Here is a 16,699-nt window from a genome sequence, read left to right on the forward strand (position 1 = left end):
TCAAATGCTAATCTAAGATTTATGCAAGAGATCTATATGTTCTAAAAAGTTCTTATTTGAAGAACAATACACCATATAATTGAATAATTCAGGATCTCAACGTAATATTATTTATATCCTAACCAATATTTATAGAAGAGAAAAATGGATCAATTAAAAAAAATAAATGATGATTTGCATCAAGCCGCTATATTATTAGACAGTATTCCTAGTAAGATTCAATCAGATCCATCACTAGAAAATAGAGAAAATATATTACTGATAGGAAAAGCTCTAAGTCATATTTTTGAACTCCAAAATAATATTTATAAAATTCGACCTGATTTAAAAAACTTAGGATGAGCTCTATTATGTTAAATAGTCGCATTTAATTATCTGATTCATCACTTAATCCATTCAATTCTATAAAAAAAGTTATCATATGAGTTAATTATATCATTCATCATACGTCCTCTTTATTTATTCTATTGATGGCTCGCTCTAATTCATCATAATGATGAATACTCTCATCTGTAATAGGTTTTTTTAGTATTTGATTTGGGTGAAAAAAATAGTTTTCATACCAACATTTTTTGCACCTTCTATATCAACTTTAGGATTGTCACCAATAAAAATACAATCAGAAGGTGAACAATTTAACTGGTAACAAGCATAAGCAAATATTTTTTTATCGGGCTTTCTTAAGTCAATCGCTTCTGAAACTATGATAGTCGAGAAATATTCGGTAAGACCTAAAGCATAAAAATTATGTTCCTGAAATGGGCTTTTTCCATTGGAGACTAACCCAATCTTATATCCCTTTTGATAAAGATCTGAAATGACTTTTTGGACGTCATCAAAACCAATTGAAAATTTATTGAAATCAGTAATGTAAGAATAAAGTAATTCACCAACAGTAAAATTTTTTATATTAAAAACTTTGCTTAATTGACTATAAACGATATCTTTCCAAACATTTCCATTATCATCCAATTCAATAAATTTTTTTATAAATGCATCTTTTAGTTCTTGTGGTACTAATTGGAAAAAATTTACTTGCCAATTTATAAAACGAATAAGTGACTCACTCCTATTCAAAATAGTTTGATCCAAATCAAAAAAAGTATGTTTCGCATTAAAAAATACTCATTCTCATAGTAAAAGTTTTACATATAGTTCATCTTCTTTTCTTTTTCAGTATTATTTAAATTAACATAATATGTATTATATGCGGTTTAACAGAATAATACCGTTAACTCATCTAACTGAATACGTTAATTTTTTATTTAATCCCAATATTTATAATTTGGATTTATTCATTGGATCTTAAGCCTTTCCAGCTATCATATAATCATATTTTTGTGTAGCTTTCTTAAAACATTTCATGACAAAAAAGCCCAGAATTTTCTGAGCTTTTTTAAAAAAATATAAACTTAGCTATCAATTTTATCAAATTTACGATCTTTTAAACTCAAGTTTCCGCGCAAAATATCCGATAACATTCTCCAGTCTGAAATAAAGCTATACAACGGTTGTTTAAAGCTTGCTGGCTTATTTTTTTCAAAAACAAAATGCCCCACCCACGCGCATGCGTAGCCTGAAACTAATCCGTAGACTAGATATTTAGCTTTACGCTGACGAATCGCTTGAGTAAAAAAATAAATACCGATTGAGCTACCTGCTGCATGTAAACGACGACTCATAATGCTGCGGTGTTCAGTCAAATAAAAACGATAAAATTCTGAGTAATTCTTGATGGGTAATTGAAATTTAGCTTCTTCTTGCGATGAAGACGGCTCTACATAAGCATTCATTGTTGTATTCCTGTCCTTTTTTTGACCACCTTAATTCAAAAAATTGCACTTGAAAAGCTTATCTTACAAATATTGTGATTAATCATTCATTCAAGTAAATATAAGTGAATTGTCAAGATTGTGGTTCTAACTGAATCAGTTACAATCCCCTTAAATTAAAAGGCAATCAAATGTCTTACTTCTATGAAAATGATTGATCAATTAGGAAAATCACATGCTTGAAATTGAATTAAAGTTTCAGATCCCAGAAGCTCGACGGAATGCGATTTTAAAAGCAATCGATCCAAAAAAGTCTGAACTCATTCAAATGCAAGCAAAGTACTATGACACTCCTGATCGCCTACTCTCTCAGCATGGGATAGCCATTCGACAACGTCTTGAAAATACCAATTGGGTTCAAACCTTAAAAGCGACGAAAAGTAAAAGCCATTTACACCGTTTCGAACATAATCATGATTTAGGTAATCTTGAGGCTGCACCGAATTTAGATTTATCTATTTATTCAGATAATTCCGAAGCTTATGAGGTCTTAAATGACGCATTGAAAGGTGATTTTGACCAATTAGTCTTGCAGTTTGAAACAGACATTCAACGTACAGTTCGAGTGATTAGCTTTGAAGATGCTGAAATTGAAGTGTGTCTAGATATTGGCGTTGTACGATCAGGTGATCGAGAACATGAGATTCATGAAGTAGAGTTTGAACTCAAACAAGGAAAAGTTGAAACATTACTAGCGTTTAGTTTTGAGTGGGTCAAAAAATATCAACTTTGGCTAGATGTTCGAAGTAAAGCTGAGTTTGGAAATTTATTGGTTTCAAATTTAGTTGTAAGCCCAGCGCGAACTGAAAAAGAATGGATCGTTGCAAAAAAAGAAAGCGCAGAAAAAATGATTCGAATGATGATCGGTCATCATATGCAACATTTGCTGCCGAATATTGCTGCGATTTCTGCGGAAGTGGCTGAACAGGAACACATCGAACAAGCACATATTGCTTTGAACTATTTGTTTTTAAGTCTATCTATTTTTAAAGACTGGACATCAAAGAGCACAGATAAATGGGCACATCAGTTATCTGCATTTAAAAGTCATTTTGAAAACCTAAAACATTATGAGCATATGCAACACACCTTAGGCGCTATTCTGCAAAACCCTAAAACTGCTGAAATGCTAAGTAAAGATGTGCTCTACGCCCGAGAAAAATTAAATAACTTAGTCAAATCTACCCAAAACGTTCAACACTATCTTGAACTTTTGAGTTTTAGTTTAGGCAATTCCAAGAAGGTGCAAACCCAAGACCTCAAAACCTATGCTCAAAATACGCTTCAACAGCAGTATAAAGTTTTACAGGAATGTCTGAATGAAGCTGATCCTTCTAACTTTGAAAGTCTTGACCAATTGGCAATACATTTAAGTGAATTAAAATTCAGTTTCCCAGTCTTAACACAAATTTTTGATGTGAAAAATTTACAAAAATACGGCAAGGCGCTTAATGATGCACATTATGCAGCTGAACAATATCAAGTATTATCTTCCTCATCATCATACTTACAGCAAACAGAATTAGAAGCCAGTGACTGGTTCGCCTTAGGTTGGTTGACGGCAAAGCAAGAAATTTACGCTGAAAAACTTTTGGAAGCGACTGAACAATTCTTAGTCAGTCGAAAATTTATCAAATCATAAAATTTAAGTCAGAACTTTTCGTCAATGAGAAGTTCTGACTCAAAAATGATCCCAAGTTTGCATCGCCATGTGTACAACGCTTTCCAATTGTTCAAAAGTCGCCCCATCACGTGCTTGTAAGCTTAGTCCTTGTAAAATCGTCATATAATAATCTGTCATTGCCTGAATATTAGTTTGTGTACTAATTTCACCTGAGGCTTGAGCAGCTAATAATTTTTCTAGTAAATTCGATTTAGATAACTGTCTTTTTTGCGAAATTGATTGTTGTATTTGTTGATTTTGAATCGAACAGTTCATTGTCGACACGACCAACATACATCCTTTCGGTTTGTCTTTCTGCACCAGTCGTTTTAGATTTTCAATCAAATAAAGTTCCATTGCTAATTTTATGGAATGTGCATGTTTAAAAATCATTTCCATCGAGCATGATTCGTGCCTGAGATAATAGTCAATGCAACGATTAAAGAGCTCTGATTTATCACCATACGTACTATAAAGACTAGGTGCAGTGATTCCCATGGCGAATGTTAAATCACTCATTGAAGTAGCTTCATAACCGTATTTCCAAAATAGTGTCATGGCTTTTTCAAGTGCTTGTTCTTCATTAAAACACTTAGGACGTCCACGCCCCTTAGATATTGATTTGGCACTATCCATTTGATTTATTGGCTTTGAACTTTCCTGCATATTCAACCCAATTAATTTTATAATGATCATTAATAAATTAATTGACCCAGATCTTAAATTCAAATATTTTATTTTTATAACAATCATTATGAAATTATTTTCAAGGAGCGTTGGTCAATGAAATCTGAATCTCATCTGACTGAAACCGCTGTTAATTCTCCATCTCCTACAAAAAATCAAGGAAATTGGTTTGCTGTTATTACACTTTCTATCACCGCTTTTATATTAGTGACCAGTGAGTTTCTCCCTATTGGTGTGCTCAATGCAATCGCACTAGATCTCAACATTTCAGTCGGTACTGCTGGCCTGTTCATTACCCTTCCAGGCGTGATGGGTGCTTTCGCAGCACCGCTTATCTCGGTCTGGGTGAAGCAACTTGATCGACGCTATTTATTAATCGCACTCACAGCGGTCATGGTCATTGCAAATTTCATTACGAGCTATTCAGAAAGTTTCACTTGGATTCTATTGAGTCGTTTTTTCTTGGGTATCGCGATAGGCGGATTCTGGGCAACTGCAATCGCCTTAAGTGGTCGTGTTGCACCTCCTCACCTACCCATCGCCAAAGCAACAGCTATCGTCATGGCTGGCGTGACTCTGGCAACTGTGCTGGGTGTTCCGGTTGGAACATGGCTAAGTGAAATTTACGGTTGGCGTAATGCTTTTATGATCACCTCAGTGATTGGTGCCATTATTCTGTTATTTGAGATTAAATTCCTACCGAAATTACCGCCGACTTCAGCTATTCAATATAGCGATCTACCCGCATTGTTTCGAGATCCCAAAGCTCGTAAAGGCTTAATCATTGTTTTATTTATCGGATTAGCGCATTTTTCAACGTACAGTTACTTGGCGCCATTCTATAAAAATGAAGCAGGATTTGATGGTTCAACCATCAGTTCATTGCTTCTTATTTATGGAGCAGCAGGCTTCGTAGGCAATGCATTCTCCGGTTATAGCAGCAATATCAATGTCCGCTATACGCTTTTTGCTGTTGCATTGTGTTTAGCGATCGTATTCCTTACATTCCCGGTTTATGCCAAATTCTTAACTGGTGCATATATTCTTACAGCATTATGGGGTTTTGCTTTTGGTGCCTTTCCTACGACAGCCAATATTTGGATGTTTTTACATGCGCCACATGCGGTTGAAAAAGGGATGCCTCTTTTTGTCAGTATGTTCCAAATCATGATTGCAGCAGGCGCATTATTTGGTGGTTTTATGGTAGATCACTTCAATACCAGTACCTTAATTTACAGTGTATTGATTTTTATCTCTTTAGCTGTAATTGCTGTATTCACTCATAGTCGAGGATTGAATAATCCTAAAGCTCAGCAATGTACATCAATTAATTGAGTTGAGTTGAGTTGAGTTGAGTTGAGTGTAATTTTTTACGCTCAATTCTTAAATAATTCTATGAAATATAAACTCATTTCGTTGAGTGAAATCAATTTAAGAAATTAACGCGCTAAATTCTCAACCATCATTCAAATCGATCAATGCACCAATTCGGTGACATTTGCACAAAAATGATGAATTTTTTCATGAAAAATCCGTTAATCACTCCTCTATATTATTAATTATACCTAAATTATATATTTATCATTATTTATTAGTTGGCATACAAAATGCATTCATTATGATGAGTCTATCGTTTAACGCTAGTTATTCGATTTACTTGAAAATAAAATCAAACATGAATGGTGAATACAATGAATAATTCAAATCCAACAACTTTAAAAGAACTTACATTAGATGAAATTGAAGCAGTATCTGGTGCAGGTTTAGTGACTAATTTGCTTGGTACTGTCGGCTCTCTTGTAGGATTAAAAGATCCTTTAGTGAAAGTTGGCACTGGCGTAAATGAAACACTTAATGGAACAATTGATTCACTAGGATTAGGTGTATTAAAAGGTGTTGTAGACACGTTGATTTAATTTTAAAAATCTTATGAACAATAGACTTTTTAATCTTTCAAATCACTCATCAAAAGGCTCATGAATGAGCCTTTTGATTGATATCCTACAAGATTTTGAACTAGAATGCTCTATACATGGATTGTTCAGCAATACAATAATTTTCCTCTATTTATGGCATCTAAGTTCGGGGTTAATGTGAATTCTTCCGATGAGAAGCTTACTCAACCATAAGATTGGTAAATTCTGCTGCTAAACTTATATACATTCATCCCTAAAAATACACATCAAAAGCTGAACTTTTCTCACTTTGATTAAGTCGTTATTTTAAAAAGTAGCAATTTCATACTCGATAATTTTCATTATATTGATAAATTAAATATTTAATTTTTAAAGGTGCGAACTTGAAGACAATTGGTTTATTAGGTGGAATGAGTTGGGAGTCGACTGATTTGTACTATCAACAAATCAATAAGATGGTTCAAACGAAACTTGGCAAGTTACACTCTGCTAAGGTTATTCTTATTAGCGTTGATTTCGCTGAAATTGAGGAATTACAACGCAAAGGATTATGGGAAGATGCAGGAATCTATTTAAGAGATCAAGCCATACAATTAGAAAAAGCAGGTGCAGATGGCATAGTACTTTGTACAAATACAATGCACAAAGTAGCAACTTATATTGAGGAATCAACCAACATACCATTTATTCATATAGCAGATGCGACAGCCATGGAAATCATGAGCCAGAAAATTACAAAAATTGGGCTGCTTGGTACTGCATTTACGATGGAACAAGATTTTTATAAAAGCAGATTGGAGGAAAAAGGACTTAAAGTAATAACACCTAATAAAGCGAGTAGAAAAATTGTTCATGATATTATTTACAACGAATTATGTTTAGGCATAATTAGCGAAGATTCGCAAAAGAAATATATTCATATTGTCGAAGAATTAATATCTTCTGGCGCTGAAGGAATCATTTTAGGATGCACTGAGATTTGTATGCTTATAGGAGATCTAAAATTCTCAGTCCCTCTATTTGATACAACTTCTATTCATGCGCAAGCAGCTGTAGATTTTGTATTATCATAAATATTTCATAGCATAAAAATCATTCAGCTCATGCTAAAAAATATTTAACTGACATCAAAATCTATCATCAAGTACATGAATCGTTGCTCAAGACTAAATTTAATCAAATAAATACATATTTTAAAAATCGCTTTTTTTGATTGATATTCATGCCACAACAATCATCATTTAATCCTCATCAATAGAATTTAGAATGATGTTGAAATCAATAATTTCATCTGCGATTTCTGTCGCCATACGTTCATGAGAAATCATAATGACCGTTTCAACTCGCTCTTGAATAATTTTTAAAATTTTCGAACTTGTTTTCTCATCTAAGGCTGCTGTAGGTTCATCTAAGATCAGAAGCTCTGGTTGTTTTAATAATGCACGAATGATGTTTAATCGTTGTTTTTCACCACCAGAGAAGTTTTTATAAATTTCTTGTATATCATCGTCTAACTCAATTTGATTTTTTTCCAGCAAATGGAGTAAATCGAACTCTTTTAGCCAATGTTTAAGCTCCTCATCAGAATATTTGATCTCAGTATTTTGAATCAAATTTTGTCTTAATGAGCTTGAATATACGATCGGAGTTTGGCTGACCACAGCAATCTGATCAAATATCTTTTCTGAAAATACTGAAGTGATCTCTAAATTTCTAAAGAATAGTCGTCCAGATTTGATCTTTTCTATTCCCACCAAATAATTAAGAAAACTTGATTTTCCAATACCTGTTCGACCTTGAATTAAATATATTTTTCCACACACAATGTCTAAATTAAAATTTTCAATCGTCTGCTGACCTAGATCAAATGTCACATTTTGAAATGAATACGCCACCTCACTTTCTTTCTGTTCCTCAGCTGTTAGATCATTCGTATTGAATGACTCATGTTCCAATTCAAAATATTCTAGGTACTGATTAATAGCCACAATATGACCTTTCAAATGAATGATATTTTGAGACATCATCATTAAAGGAATGGTTAAACCTATAATATAGGTACTGACTAAAACAAAATCACCTGAACTAAAGCTTTGATATTCAAACATATAGACTGATAAAACCATGAATACCAAAAGAAAAAATGACACAAATAACAGTTGATATATCATGAGATACTGAAGTTTTTTATAGGTATCCTGAGTCTTTATTTTATAGTCATCGATTCTGCGGCTAAACTCTTCAAATTCGTAATATTTCGAATGACTGAGTTTGATATCATAACTTTGTTGGAGTTTTTCAATCACAAATTGATTCAGTTGATTTCGAGCACCATACATAATCGTAAAGATATCTTGTGTCTTAAAGGTAATGATGAGCGATAAAGCAACTGTACAAGCTGAGAATACGAAAAAATACACACCAAATTCAAGATTGATCGTATTTCCGAGCACATACACCATACCTAAGATTTTAAATACCGTAGGTACAATAACAAAAAATATAGTAAAAATAATTGTACCAAGTGCTTCGCTGCCACGAATTAAATTTGCATTAAATACACCGATATCTTGTTGACGTTGATCTTTTAATTTCAAATCTAGAAAATTAAATACACCAGCTTTAAGCATGGATGCATCAACATTTCTGATCATCATAGACATGGCAAAATTATTTACATTCTTCATCCCTTCATTGATAAACCAAGCGAGTGCATAAGCTACGGCGAATAAATAGAGCAGATGAATTTGAAAAAAGTCTTGAATCGAGTAGTAATGATCAGGTTCACTGGTCTGGTCAATCAGCAGCTTAAACAAATACGGTAAACCAACACTCGTACCAATAATTAAAATTTGAAGTATTGCTAAAACGAAGAATACACTTAATCCATTTTCATCATGTTGACGGAATAACATCCACGCCTTTTTAAATTGTTTAATCTTTTCAGTCATCATTCTTTAAATTAGTTATTTTTTGTGATGACTATTTTAAACAATACTAATCAATAGGTTTGGATATTGATCGTAGAAGCTTTGTACTTATAAAGTAGCTAATCATTGATTCTAATGTCTAAAAACTAAGTTCAATCAGCTCAACTAACGATATTTACCATAAATACGCCACGTGTTGTTATCCGCCAATGGATCGCTATATGAGTCATTTCGTTGCTTACGTGGTTTATCGCGAGCATCAACCAACTCGAAATGAGGCTCAACACTTAAGACAATACCATTTACATAAAATCGTGTTCTCGTATATTCACTTTGCCCATGCTGAAATACATAAGTTCTTAAATCTATAAATTCGCGATGCGCAACTAATGCAGCAGTGTCATCATGATCCAACCAGCGACTCATTGCTAAAACTTGTTCAGGTTCAAACTGTCCACACTTCTCTAACACACTAGCAATACCACGAAAAGTCTTTGATTCCTTTGCACGTGTTTTGTTAATGCGAATTCGGTCTACATGAAAATAAAACAGCGGTAAATTTAGATGACTCGGTAAATGAATGGCATCTAAAACCTCATCTTCCATAAAAGGTTGAAATAAATCTTGTGCCCTTTCGATTAGACCTGTCCACTGCTGGTAATAAGCAGCTACTTGCTCTTTGCTTCCATAATAAATGGGAAGACCTTCGACATTTGCAAGATCAACAGGTGGCCAAATATTCTGTCTCAGTAACGCAATATCACTTTTTAAACTTTGAACTGCGATAGCATCTTGCATAGAAAGGCTCATAAAAATTACTTAGGCTATTTTTAGATTAAGTGAAAGGTTTAGTTTATGCAAGCCTTTGCCTATAATAGTGCTTGAATTAAGTTATTTATTAGGAACAATTCATGGTTCAAAAGATTCAAGCGACTGATGTCACTGAAGAAGAAGCATTGAATGCGATTTTCTTCGAACGTGCTGATGAATTTATTAAGCAAGCCAATGAATTTTGCCGTGTTGAAAAAGGTTCTACTGTTAAACCAGCCGATGCTCGTGGTCAAGTCAGTGCTGCGATGCTATTTGGTACTGCTCGTTTTAACACATGGGTTGCTGCCAATAACTTTAAAGATGGCAATGAAATGCGTGATGCTAAAGAACAAGTGATGTCTTATATCATGCAACAGTTTCATATGATGCTTGAAGATAATTATGACGAATACTGCGAACAGTTTGAGAACTACCTTCGCTTCCGTCGTAATGAAGAGTTTCATGCAAATAAACATGACCACGATCATTAAATAGATTTGCATTGTGTGCATTGAGCCTCCTTTAGGGGGCTTTTTTAATGATTAAACTCTAATATTCAAACGAAAATGCAATTCAAAAAATGATCAATTTCTCGTATGTTATTCTTATTGATGACTCAACTAAGGATAGCGATGAATCAACTCAACTTTCCCATCGTCGATGCACATATCCATCAATGGGATCCTTATCACACGCCGCACGCTGCCGCTTTAGCTGTTAAGCTTTTTGGAAAACATCCAAAAATATTGGATAAAGTCGTTCGTCTCGTAAAACCTAAAGATTTAATTGATACAGTAGGACTTACAGATTACATCACAGCACCCTATTTACCAGCGGATTACCACAAAGACATTGGACACTATACTGTGAGCCGTGTTGTACATGTCGAAGCCAGCTGGCATCATCAAAAAGGGACTGGCGTTGTAGAAGAAACGCAATTTATTCAGCAGCTTCCTTTTTCTCAAGAAAACATCAAATTGGCTGGAATCGTTGCAACAGCTGATCCTCGTGAAAGTAATTTCAAAAAAATTCTTAAAATGCATAAAAAGGCATCTCCGCATTTTCGTGGTATTCGAAAAATGGCTGCACATCATGAAGATCCTGGAATTCATGCATGGAACGATGATCCCCACCTCTACACTGATCGAAAATTTTTAAAAGGTTTTGAAGCCTTAGCCCAGTACAATTTAAGCTTTGATGCTTGGGTTTATTCTAGCCAGCTTAAAGATGTTATTGCTTTGGCAAAACGTTTTCCTGAGACTTCGATTGTCTTAGATCATTTGGGCACACCAGCAGGTTTATTCGGCCCAGTAGGTAAACACACAGGAATCACCCAAACTGCGCGAGACAATATCTATTTCCACTGGAAAGAAGATCTTGCAGAATTAGCTCAATGTCCGAATGTATATACAAAAATGTCTGGACTCTTCATGCCAGTTTTGGGTCATCAATTTCATACACGACGAACACTAGCATCTAAACAACAAATCATTGAATTGGTCTCTACTATGATTATTCATGCTTTACAATGTTTTGGGCCTTATCGTGTCATGTTTGCATCCAACTTCCCGATGGATAAAGTGAGCACATCACTCACAAATATCATTGATGCCTTTAGCGACATTGTCGCTACCTATAATTCAGAAGTTGTTGAACAGATATTTTGTAAAAATGCGCAGCAATTTTATAAGCTTTAAAAAAAAGGCTCATTCACGATCGAATGAGCCTTTTTAAATCGTACATTGTGGTTCTAAGTTTTAGGCTTTGAAATCATTTCAGGTTGTGGTTTACCATACTGATCTGCCATAACTTCAACCAAAAACTCAGGCTTAATATATTTTTTGATCACTGCATCTATATCTTTCTTCGTCAGTTTTGCAAATGCCTGATCTCGCTCTAGCCTTGAAAGCTGTGTTTTATTTTGCTCAAGCTGACTGTTCAATCCACGATGAATACGGCGCTCATCCTCTAAATTCGTGACACGCTGTTTCATAATATTGGCTTTAGCCGCTTCAAGCTCTTGCTCCGTCACACCATTCTTTAATAAGTCAGTAAATACTTTATGCACACCTTGAGAAACTTGAGCTGATTTTCCTGCTGCATAATTAGCACTTACACCTAGAGCACCAACATTGATAAAATTATCCAAACTCAAACTACTTCCAAAGCTGTAAACCAACGCATTTTTTTCACGTAACTCCATGGCAAGGCGTGATGATAATTGTGACTCGCCTAGAATATGGCTCAACACATATAATGCTTCTGCATCAGGATGATTATTACCCACTGGAATGGCAATAACCGCTTGATAATTACCAAATTGACGCTGTTCAGCCAGCGCATGAACTTTTTGAGCAGGATAATCTATATGACTGCCCTGCAAACGTTGGTATGGTTCTTTTGTCTTAGACTGACCTAAAGATGAATTCAAATATTTCAGAATGGCTTTGTCATCAAAATCACCAGTCACCGATATTTGACCATTTTGAGTTGTAAAATACTTTTGGTACAAAGCTTTAATTTGATCATTGGTGATGGTTTCAATTTGCTGCTTTGCTAGCTCAGGTTCAAAATGATATCGCAAATCACCTGGTTCATATCGCTCTACGATTCTAGCGATAGTCAGTCCTGCAACAGTTTCAGGCTCTGTATATGGTCGATTTAATGACGATAATGTTTGCGATTTGATGAGGTCAAACTGACTTTGCTCAAATTTCGGATTATTCATAACGTCGACAATAAACTTGAAGAATTCTGTAAATTTTTCTTTCTTCGCAGATACGTTAATCACAATACCATTATCAACAGCTGAAGCAGATGCTCGACCACCCGCCTCGATTGATTTGTCTGCAATATCTTGCAGACTATACTGCTCAGATGCTCTCAATAGCAAATAAGACATAAAGCCTAATGCTTCACCTTGATGCTTGAGTGATAGTGCTGTCCCAAAATTTAAAGATATCGATGCGTAAGTTTTGTCATCGCGTGTTGACGTTGGGAATAGTGCATACTGCATCCCATTTTTCAAAGTACCACGCTTGATTTTTTTCTCTAACTTTTCAACATACTGTTTGGAATTTTTTAGGTGCTCAGCCACTTCAGCTTTATACACAGCTGGGTCTTTTAAAGGCTCTTCTTGAGTTGTCACTTGATCTAAAGTTTTTGATTCTTGCTCATGAGCGTCTAGCTCGAGTGCCTTTTTTTGATCCTCAGGCGTAGGTTGTATGTCTCCCGAAATACGATGCTCAGCAACCAAGAATTGATTTATTGCCTGATTAACCTGATCGACATTTAAACTTTGTATCTCTGCTTGATCTTTAAAATATTTTGTCCAATCCCCATTGGATGAAACCACATAATCACTAATGAAACCACCCACAGAAGAGGCATTGGTCATCATGCTCTCTTGACCATTTTTAATCATGTTTTTGACACGATTTAATTCTGTTTCATTAAATTGATGCTTTTTCTCAATTCCTTTTTCTAGAGACAGGGCAACTTTTTTCTCGTCGTGATTAGGAGCATACACTGCCCCCATAAAAACAAGATTAAAATCGGGTGTTAACCATGTCGTCGATTGAACCTGTGTAGCTGTACCTGTTTCTACAATATCTTTGTACAAATGACCACTAGGTTGCATTGTAAATAAATAAGGTGCTAAAGCGAGTGCAGTCTGTGTTTTATGCTGGACACCATTGAGATAAATATTGTATTTACCTAAATCACTTCCCTTTTGCACGATAAATTGACGATCTTTAATCTTGGTCGAATCAAGCATTGGAACTTTGGTTGACTCAGGAATTTGACGCGCAGGAATTTGATTAAAATTTTTATCCACTGCTCTCAGAATATCCGCTTTATCAAATTTACCTGCAATCACTAGAACTGCATTATTCGGTGCATACCATTGTCGGTAAAATTGATTCAGTTCCTTCATGTTGATTGACTGAAGCTCAGTTAAATCACCAATCGGTAGACGACCTAGATACTGATTTCCGTAAGCAGATTTCCAAATTTGATCCATCAATACTGAAAAAGGTTGATCCATTCGAACCTCACGCTCTCGTTTTACGATTGCGATTTCTGACGGAACAAATTTTTCCTGAAGTACGAGCTTATCCATTCGCTCTGCCTCAAGATACAGCATTTCATCAATGGCTTTTTTTTCTGGACGGATGACACTCATATACTGGGTAGAATAGTAGTCAGTCATCGCATTACTCATGAGCGTATGCTGATCTAGACGACGTTGAAACTCATCTCCTTTTACATTTTCTGTGCCTTTGAACGCGAGATGCTCAAGTAAATGTGCTAAACCACCTTTACCTTGTGGGTCATTCAAAGCTCCAGTTAAATACACCATATTCATAAAAATTTTATTTTCTTTAGGTATCGGTGCCAAAATTACCCGTAAACCATTTTCTAGTTTGTATTCTTCAATATTTTGTTCAGTCTTGACCAAAATAGGTTGTGCTAAACCGCTAGAACTGACCGCAACGATCATTAAAGTAAGTGAAAGTTTTTTAAAACGAGTTAGCATTGTTCTTCCAATTATTGATATAAAAAAATTGATCACACGCCTGACAAGGGTATGATCAATAGGGTTTATGCTTTAAAGGTAAATTTCAGCTTTCATATAAAGTTTGGCATAGCCAGAAATTTCAATTCTTTGATTCTCTTTAAGTTGGCAATACAACACGCCACCTCGTTCTGAGCTTTGAAAAGCAATAAGTTCTGTTTTATTCAATTTCTCAGCCCACAAGGGTGCTAATCCTGTATGCATAGAACCTGTTACAGGATCTTCATTGATGCCTTTATGTGGTGCAAAATAACGTGCCACATAATCATATTGTTCTGATGCTGCAGTTATAGCAATATCGGGATGATCGGATGCTGTAATACAAGTACTAACCTCATATGCTTCAGCAATTGCATTAATATTGGCAAAATTAGGTTTGGCATCAAGCACATCTTGTTCACTTTCCAAGACTAAAATATAAGCTTGTTGATTTAGATAAATTTCCTTGATTGGGCGATCGACCACTTCTTTTAATAATTCAGGAAACTCTTCAGTTAAATGAGGGATTCGAACTGGGAAATTCATTGTGATTTTTCCATCGTCTTGTCGCGTGATGGTAAAAATTCCTAAATCTTTAACATGAAATTTAATGTTTTTCGCTTGAGTATACTCATTAAAAAGTACATAACTGCTCGCTAAAGTGGCATGACCACAAAAATCGACTTCAACTTTAGGTGTAAACCAACGGATTTCATAATTTTCATCATCAATAATTTTAACAAAAGCCGTTTCAGCCAAATTATTTTCAAATGCAATATTTTGCATGAGTGATGTATCAAGCCATTCTTCACTAACCACTACAGCTGCAGGATTCCCCTTAAACAACGCTGTAGTAAAGGCATCAACTTGATACATTTTCATAAATACACCCTAATATTTCCAAACTTCTAATTGAGAATAATAATCTTTTATTATTTCAAATCATAGATTAATTTCAATCTTGACTATAAATTATTGCTTCACAAAGATTCGTTCATAAACTGTATACTTCTAATGATCTTCCATAAAAAAACCCTCACATGAGGGTCTTTTGCTATTTACGCTTTTTGAGCGCTTTCTTTAAATCTTTTAACTTAGATTCATGCTTAGAAATTTTCTTAAGTCTCGATTTAATTTGATCTTTTAAATCTTTAATTTTTAACTTGGACTTATTCGCCATATCTTATCTTCCTCGTGTCATTCACTTTAAATTGTTAATCCTTGAATTTACTGACAAGAATGGGCATTCATCCCTAAATTCCCATTCAATTCATGATTAATGGATTAACGATTTTGTTGATCTAAATCAGATTGCTGTTGTGATTGTTGACGGGACTGTTGCTGATTCTGCTGCTGTTGATCTTGTTGCTGTTGCTGCTGATTCGGTTGTTGTTGATGTGGCTGTTGACCTTGTTGACGTTGTTGGTGATTTTGTTGCTGTTGCTCATTTTGATCTTGATTGTATTGATTACTCATTTCATATCTCCATGATTATCAGTTTTTTGATACGGATCTTAAATTCTTTTTTACTTGAATTAGACCAGTACAAATAACCATAACCCTTTTGCACGAAACTGCGAGCATAGAGCTGTATCAAAATACTGCATCGTAACTTCCATTGTGTAAGCTATTTAAATTTCAGAGGATTAAAATTGATATATGTTACGAGGCTTACAAGGCTCTCTCATTTGTTTACTTGTATTAACGAGACTTATTCCTCTGGTTTTAAATATGGTTTTAAATATGGATATGGATTTGTAGCACCACTCGTTAAATAAATCCCATAATGTAAATGCGGAGGTGTATTGATCGCATTGCCAGTATTTCCCACATATCCTAATACTTCACCGACTTCAACCCAGTCACCTTCTTGGATGTGTGCTGCATATTCATCTAAATGTGCATAGTAATGGCGACTTAACTGAGGTCCTACCACCCAGATGACTTTACCTCCCAAACTATTTGTGCCGATACGACTTACAATACCTTGTGTTGTACTCAATACAGGCGTACCTCGTTTGGCAAAAATATCAATTCCTTGATGTGTACGACCATTTGAACGTGCTGCCCCCCAAGTATCTGCTATTTGAGTTACTTTGACTCCTTCAACGGGTATCGCCAACGGCTCTGTCAACGCTTGCTGTTGAAGTTTCCAGTATAAATATGGATATTGTATTCCTGCTGTTGCGCCTGAATTTGGGGGCTGACAAGCAGTAAGCATCCAACTGATTGCAATGAGTGATCCGATAATCCTTTTTTTCATATACAACCTAACATCTTAAATTGAGTTAAATTTTAGCGTC

At 34.9% G+C, this 16,699-nt stretch carries 16 protein-coding genes and 1 pseudogene; 7 read left to right on the top strand and 10 right to left on the bottom strand.

What is annotated here, in order from left to right; genetic code table 11:
* Positions 1-144 precede the first annotated feature (144 nt).
* The gene (locus AC1M84_RS06990; protein ID WP_481588997.1) at positions 145-342 is read left to right on the top strand and encodes a hypothetical protein; all 198 of its coding nucleotides are present in this window, start codon (positions 145-147) and stop codon (positions 340-342) included.
* Between the two features lie 100 nt (positions 343-442).
* On the opposite strand, the pseudogene AC1M84_RS06995 reads toward AC1M84_RS06990, so the two are convergent.
* Together AC1M84_RS06995 and AC1M84_RS07000 are read right to left on the bottom strand one after the other, a co-directional pair.
* Positions 443-1,092 (bottom strand): annotated as a pseudogene (locus AC1M84_RS06995) (HAD family hydrolase).
* 320 nt (positions 1,093-1,412) lie between these two features.
* Positions 1,413-1,793, bottom strand: a complete 381-nt coding sequence (locus AC1M84_RS07000; RefSeq protein ID WP_180028595.1) for an Mpo1-like protein — start codon at positions 1,791-1,793, stop codon at positions 1,413-1,415.
* A 214-nt stretch (positions 1,794-2,007) separates the two neighbouring features.
* Between AC1M84_RS07000 and AC1M84_RS07005 the strand changes: the two genes are divergently transcribed.
* A complete protein-coding gene (locus AC1M84_RS07005) occupies positions 2,008-3,474 on the top strand; it encodes a CYTH domain-containing protein (RefSeq protein WP_481594716.1) in 1,467 nt (488 codons plus the stop codon).
* 39 nt (positions 3,475-3,513) lie between these two features.
* Here the strand turns inward: AC1M84_RS07005 and AC1M84_RS07010 are convergent, their stop codons facing one another.
* Entirely contained in the window at positions 3,514-4,161 is a 648-nt protein-coding gene (locus AC1M84_RS07010) for a TetR/AcrR family transcriptional regulator (RefSeq protein WP_481594717.1), read from the bottom strand.
* Positions 4,162-4,278: 117 nt separating this feature from the next.
* On the opposite strand from AC1M84_RS07010, the gene AC1M84_RS07015 reads away from it, so the two are divergent.
* The 3 genes from AC1M84_RS07015 to AC1M84_RS07025 all read left to right on the top strand — a co-directional run bounded on the left by AC1M84_RS07015 (position 4,279) and on the right by AC1M84_RS07025 (position 7,171).
* Entirely contained in the window at positions 4,279-5,517 is a 1,239-nt protein-coding gene (locus AC1M84_RS07015) for an MFS transporter (protein ID WP_092767119.1), read from the top strand.
* A 356-nt stretch (positions 5,518-5,873) separates the two neighbouring features.
* The gene (locus AC1M84_RS07020) at positions 5,874-6,098 is read left to right on the top strand and encodes a hypothetical protein (RefSeq protein WP_481594718.1); all 225 of its coding nucleotides are present in this window, start codon (positions 5,874-5,876) and stop codon (positions 6,096-6,098) included.
* 383 nt (positions 6,099-6,481) lie between these two features.
* Positions 6,482-7,171: an aspartate/glutamate racemase family protein gene (locus tag AC1M84_RS07025; RefSeq protein ID WP_481594719.1), complete on the top strand. Its 690-nt coding sequence runs from the start codon at positions 6,482-6,484 to the stop codon at positions 7,169-7,171.
* Between the two features lie 168 nt (positions 7,172-7,339).
* On the opposite strand, the gene AC1M84_RS07030 is transcribed toward AC1M84_RS07025, so the two are convergent.
* Together AC1M84_RS07030 and AC1M84_RS07035 are read right to left on the bottom strand one after the other, a co-directional pair.
* Positions 7,340-9,049 (bottom strand): ATP-binding cassette domain-containing protein, encoded by a 1,710-nt coding sequence (locus AC1M84_RS07030; protein WP_481594720.1) that lies wholly within the window; start codon positions 9,047-9,049, stop codon positions 7,340-7,342.
* Between the two features lie 144 nt (positions 9,050-9,193).
* Positions 9,194-9,826 (bottom strand): hypothetical protein, encoded by a 633-nt coding sequence (locus tag AC1M84_RS07035; protein WP_035268706.1) that lies wholly within the window; start codon positions 9,824-9,826, stop codon positions 9,194-9,196.
* Between the two features lie 113 nt (positions 9,827-9,939).
* On the opposite strand from AC1M84_RS07035, the gene AC1M84_RS07040 reads away from it, so the two are divergent.
* Positions 9,940-10,329: a DUF3144 domain-containing protein gene (locus AC1M84_RS07040; protein ID WP_481586410.1), complete on the top strand. Its 390-nt coding sequence runs from the start codon at positions 9,940-9,942 to the stop codon at positions 10,327-10,329.
* 141 nt (positions 10,330-10,470) lie between these two features.
* Positions 10,471-11,535, top strand: coding sequence for an amidohydrolase family protein (locus AC1M84_RS07045; RefSeq protein WP_481594721.1), 1,065 nt, complete (start codon positions 10,471-10,473; stop codon positions 11,533-11,535).
* A gap of 53 nt (positions 11,536-11,588) precedes the next feature.
* Here the strand turns inward: AC1M84_RS07045 and AC1M84_RS07050 are convergent, their stop codons facing one another.
* The 5 genes from AC1M84_RS07050 to AC1M84_RS07070 all read right to left on the bottom strand — a co-directional run bounded on the left by AC1M84_RS07050 (position 11,589) and on the right by AC1M84_RS07070 (position 16,659).
* Positions 11,589-14,378, bottom strand: a complete 2,790-nt coding sequence (locus AC1M84_RS07050; RefSeq protein ID WP_481594722.1) for a M16 family metallopeptidase — start codon at positions 14,376-14,378, stop codon at positions 11,589-11,591.
* 72 nt (positions 14,379-14,450) lie between these two features.
* The gene (locus AC1M84_RS07055; protein WP_481594723.1) at positions 14,451-15,278 is read right to left on the bottom strand and encodes a PhzF family phenazine biosynthesis protein; all 828 of its coding nucleotides are present in this window, start codon (positions 15,276-15,278) and stop codon (positions 14,451-14,453) included.
* A 172-nt stretch (positions 15,279-15,450) separates the two neighbouring features.
* A complete protein-coding gene (locus tag AC1M84_RS07060; RefSeq protein ID WP_257219857.1) occupies positions 15,451-15,576 on the bottom strand; it encodes a hypothetical protein in 126 nt (41 codons plus the stop codon).
* 104 nt (positions 15,577-15,680) lie between these two features.
* A complete protein-coding gene (locus AC1M84_RS07065; protein ID WP_035268717.1) occupies positions 15,681-15,872 on the bottom strand; it encodes a hypothetical protein in 192 nt (63 codons plus the stop codon).
* A gap of 235 nt (positions 15,873-16,107) precedes the next feature.
* Complete coding sequence (locus AC1M84_RS07070) at positions 16,108-16,659, bottom strand: M23 family metallopeptidase (RefSeq protein WP_481594724.1); 552 nt, start codon at positions 16,657-16,659, stop codon at positions 16,108-16,110.
* Positions 16,660-16,699 lie beyond the last annotated feature (40 nt).

The organism is Acinetobacter sp. 24-47-66, from assembly GCF_056779755.1.

Excerpts from the sequence above, each read along its gene's own strand:
- AC1M84_RS06990 (WP_481588997.1), top strand. The coding sequence starts at position 145 with ATGGATCAATTAAAAAAAATAAATGATGATTTGCATCAAGCCGCTATA.
- AC1M84_RS07030 (WP_481594720.1), bottom strand. The coding sequence starts at position 9,049 with ATGACTGAAAAGATTAAACAATTTAAAAAGGCGTGGATGTTATTCCGT.
- AC1M84_RS07020 (WP_481594718.1), top strand. The coding sequence starts at position 5,874 with ATGAATAATTCAAATCCAACAACTTTAAAAGAACTTACATTAGATGAA.
- AC1M84_RS07060 (WP_257219857.1), bottom strand. The coding sequence starts at position 15,576 with ATGGCGAATAAGTCCAAGTTAAAAATTAAAGATTTAAAAGATCAAATT.
- AC1M84_RS07070 (WP_481594724.1), bottom strand. The coding sequence starts at position 16,659 with ATGAAAAAAAGGATTATCGGATCACTCATTGCAATCAGTTGGATGCTT.
- AC1M84_RS07035 (WP_035268706.1), bottom strand. The coding sequence starts at position 9,826 with ATGCAAGATGCTATCGCAGTTCAAAGTTTAAAAAGTGATATTGCGTTA.
- AC1M84_RS07045 (WP_481594721.1), top strand. The coding sequence starts at position 10,471 with ATGAATCAACTCAACTTTCCCATCGTCGATGCACATATCCATCAATGG.
- AC1M84_RS07005 (WP_481594716.1), top strand. The coding sequence starts at position 2,008 with ATGCTTGAAATTGAATTAAAGTTTCAGATCCCAGAAGCTCGACGGAAT.
- AC1M84_RS07040 (WP_481586410.1), top strand. The coding sequence starts at position 9,940 with ATGGTTCAAAAGATTCAAGCGACTGATGTCACTGAAGAAGAAGCATTG.
- AC1M84_RS07015 (WP_092767119.1), top strand. The coding sequence starts at position 4,279 with ATGAAATCTGAATCTCATCTGACTGAAACCGCTGTTAATTCTCCATCT.
- AC1M84_RS07055 (WP_481594723.1), bottom strand. The coding sequence starts at position 15,278 with ATGAAAATGTATCAAGTTGATGCCTTTACTACAGCGTTGTTTAAGGGG.
- AC1M84_RS07000 (WP_180028595.1), bottom strand. The coding sequence starts at position 1,793 with ATGAATGCTTATGTAGAGCCGTCTTCATCGCAAGAAGAAGCTAAATTT.
- AC1M84_RS07010 (WP_481594717.1), bottom strand. The coding sequence starts at position 4,161 with ATGCAGGAAAGTTCAAAGCCAATAAATCAAATGGATAGTGCCAAATCA.
- AC1M84_RS07050 (WP_481594722.1), bottom strand. The coding sequence starts at position 14,378 with ATGCTAACTCGTTTTAAAAAACTTTCACTTACTTTAATGATCGTTGCG.
- AC1M84_RS07065 (WP_035268717.1), bottom strand. The coding sequence starts at position 15,872 with ATGAGTAATCAATACAATCAAGATCAAAATGAGCAACAGCAACAAAAT.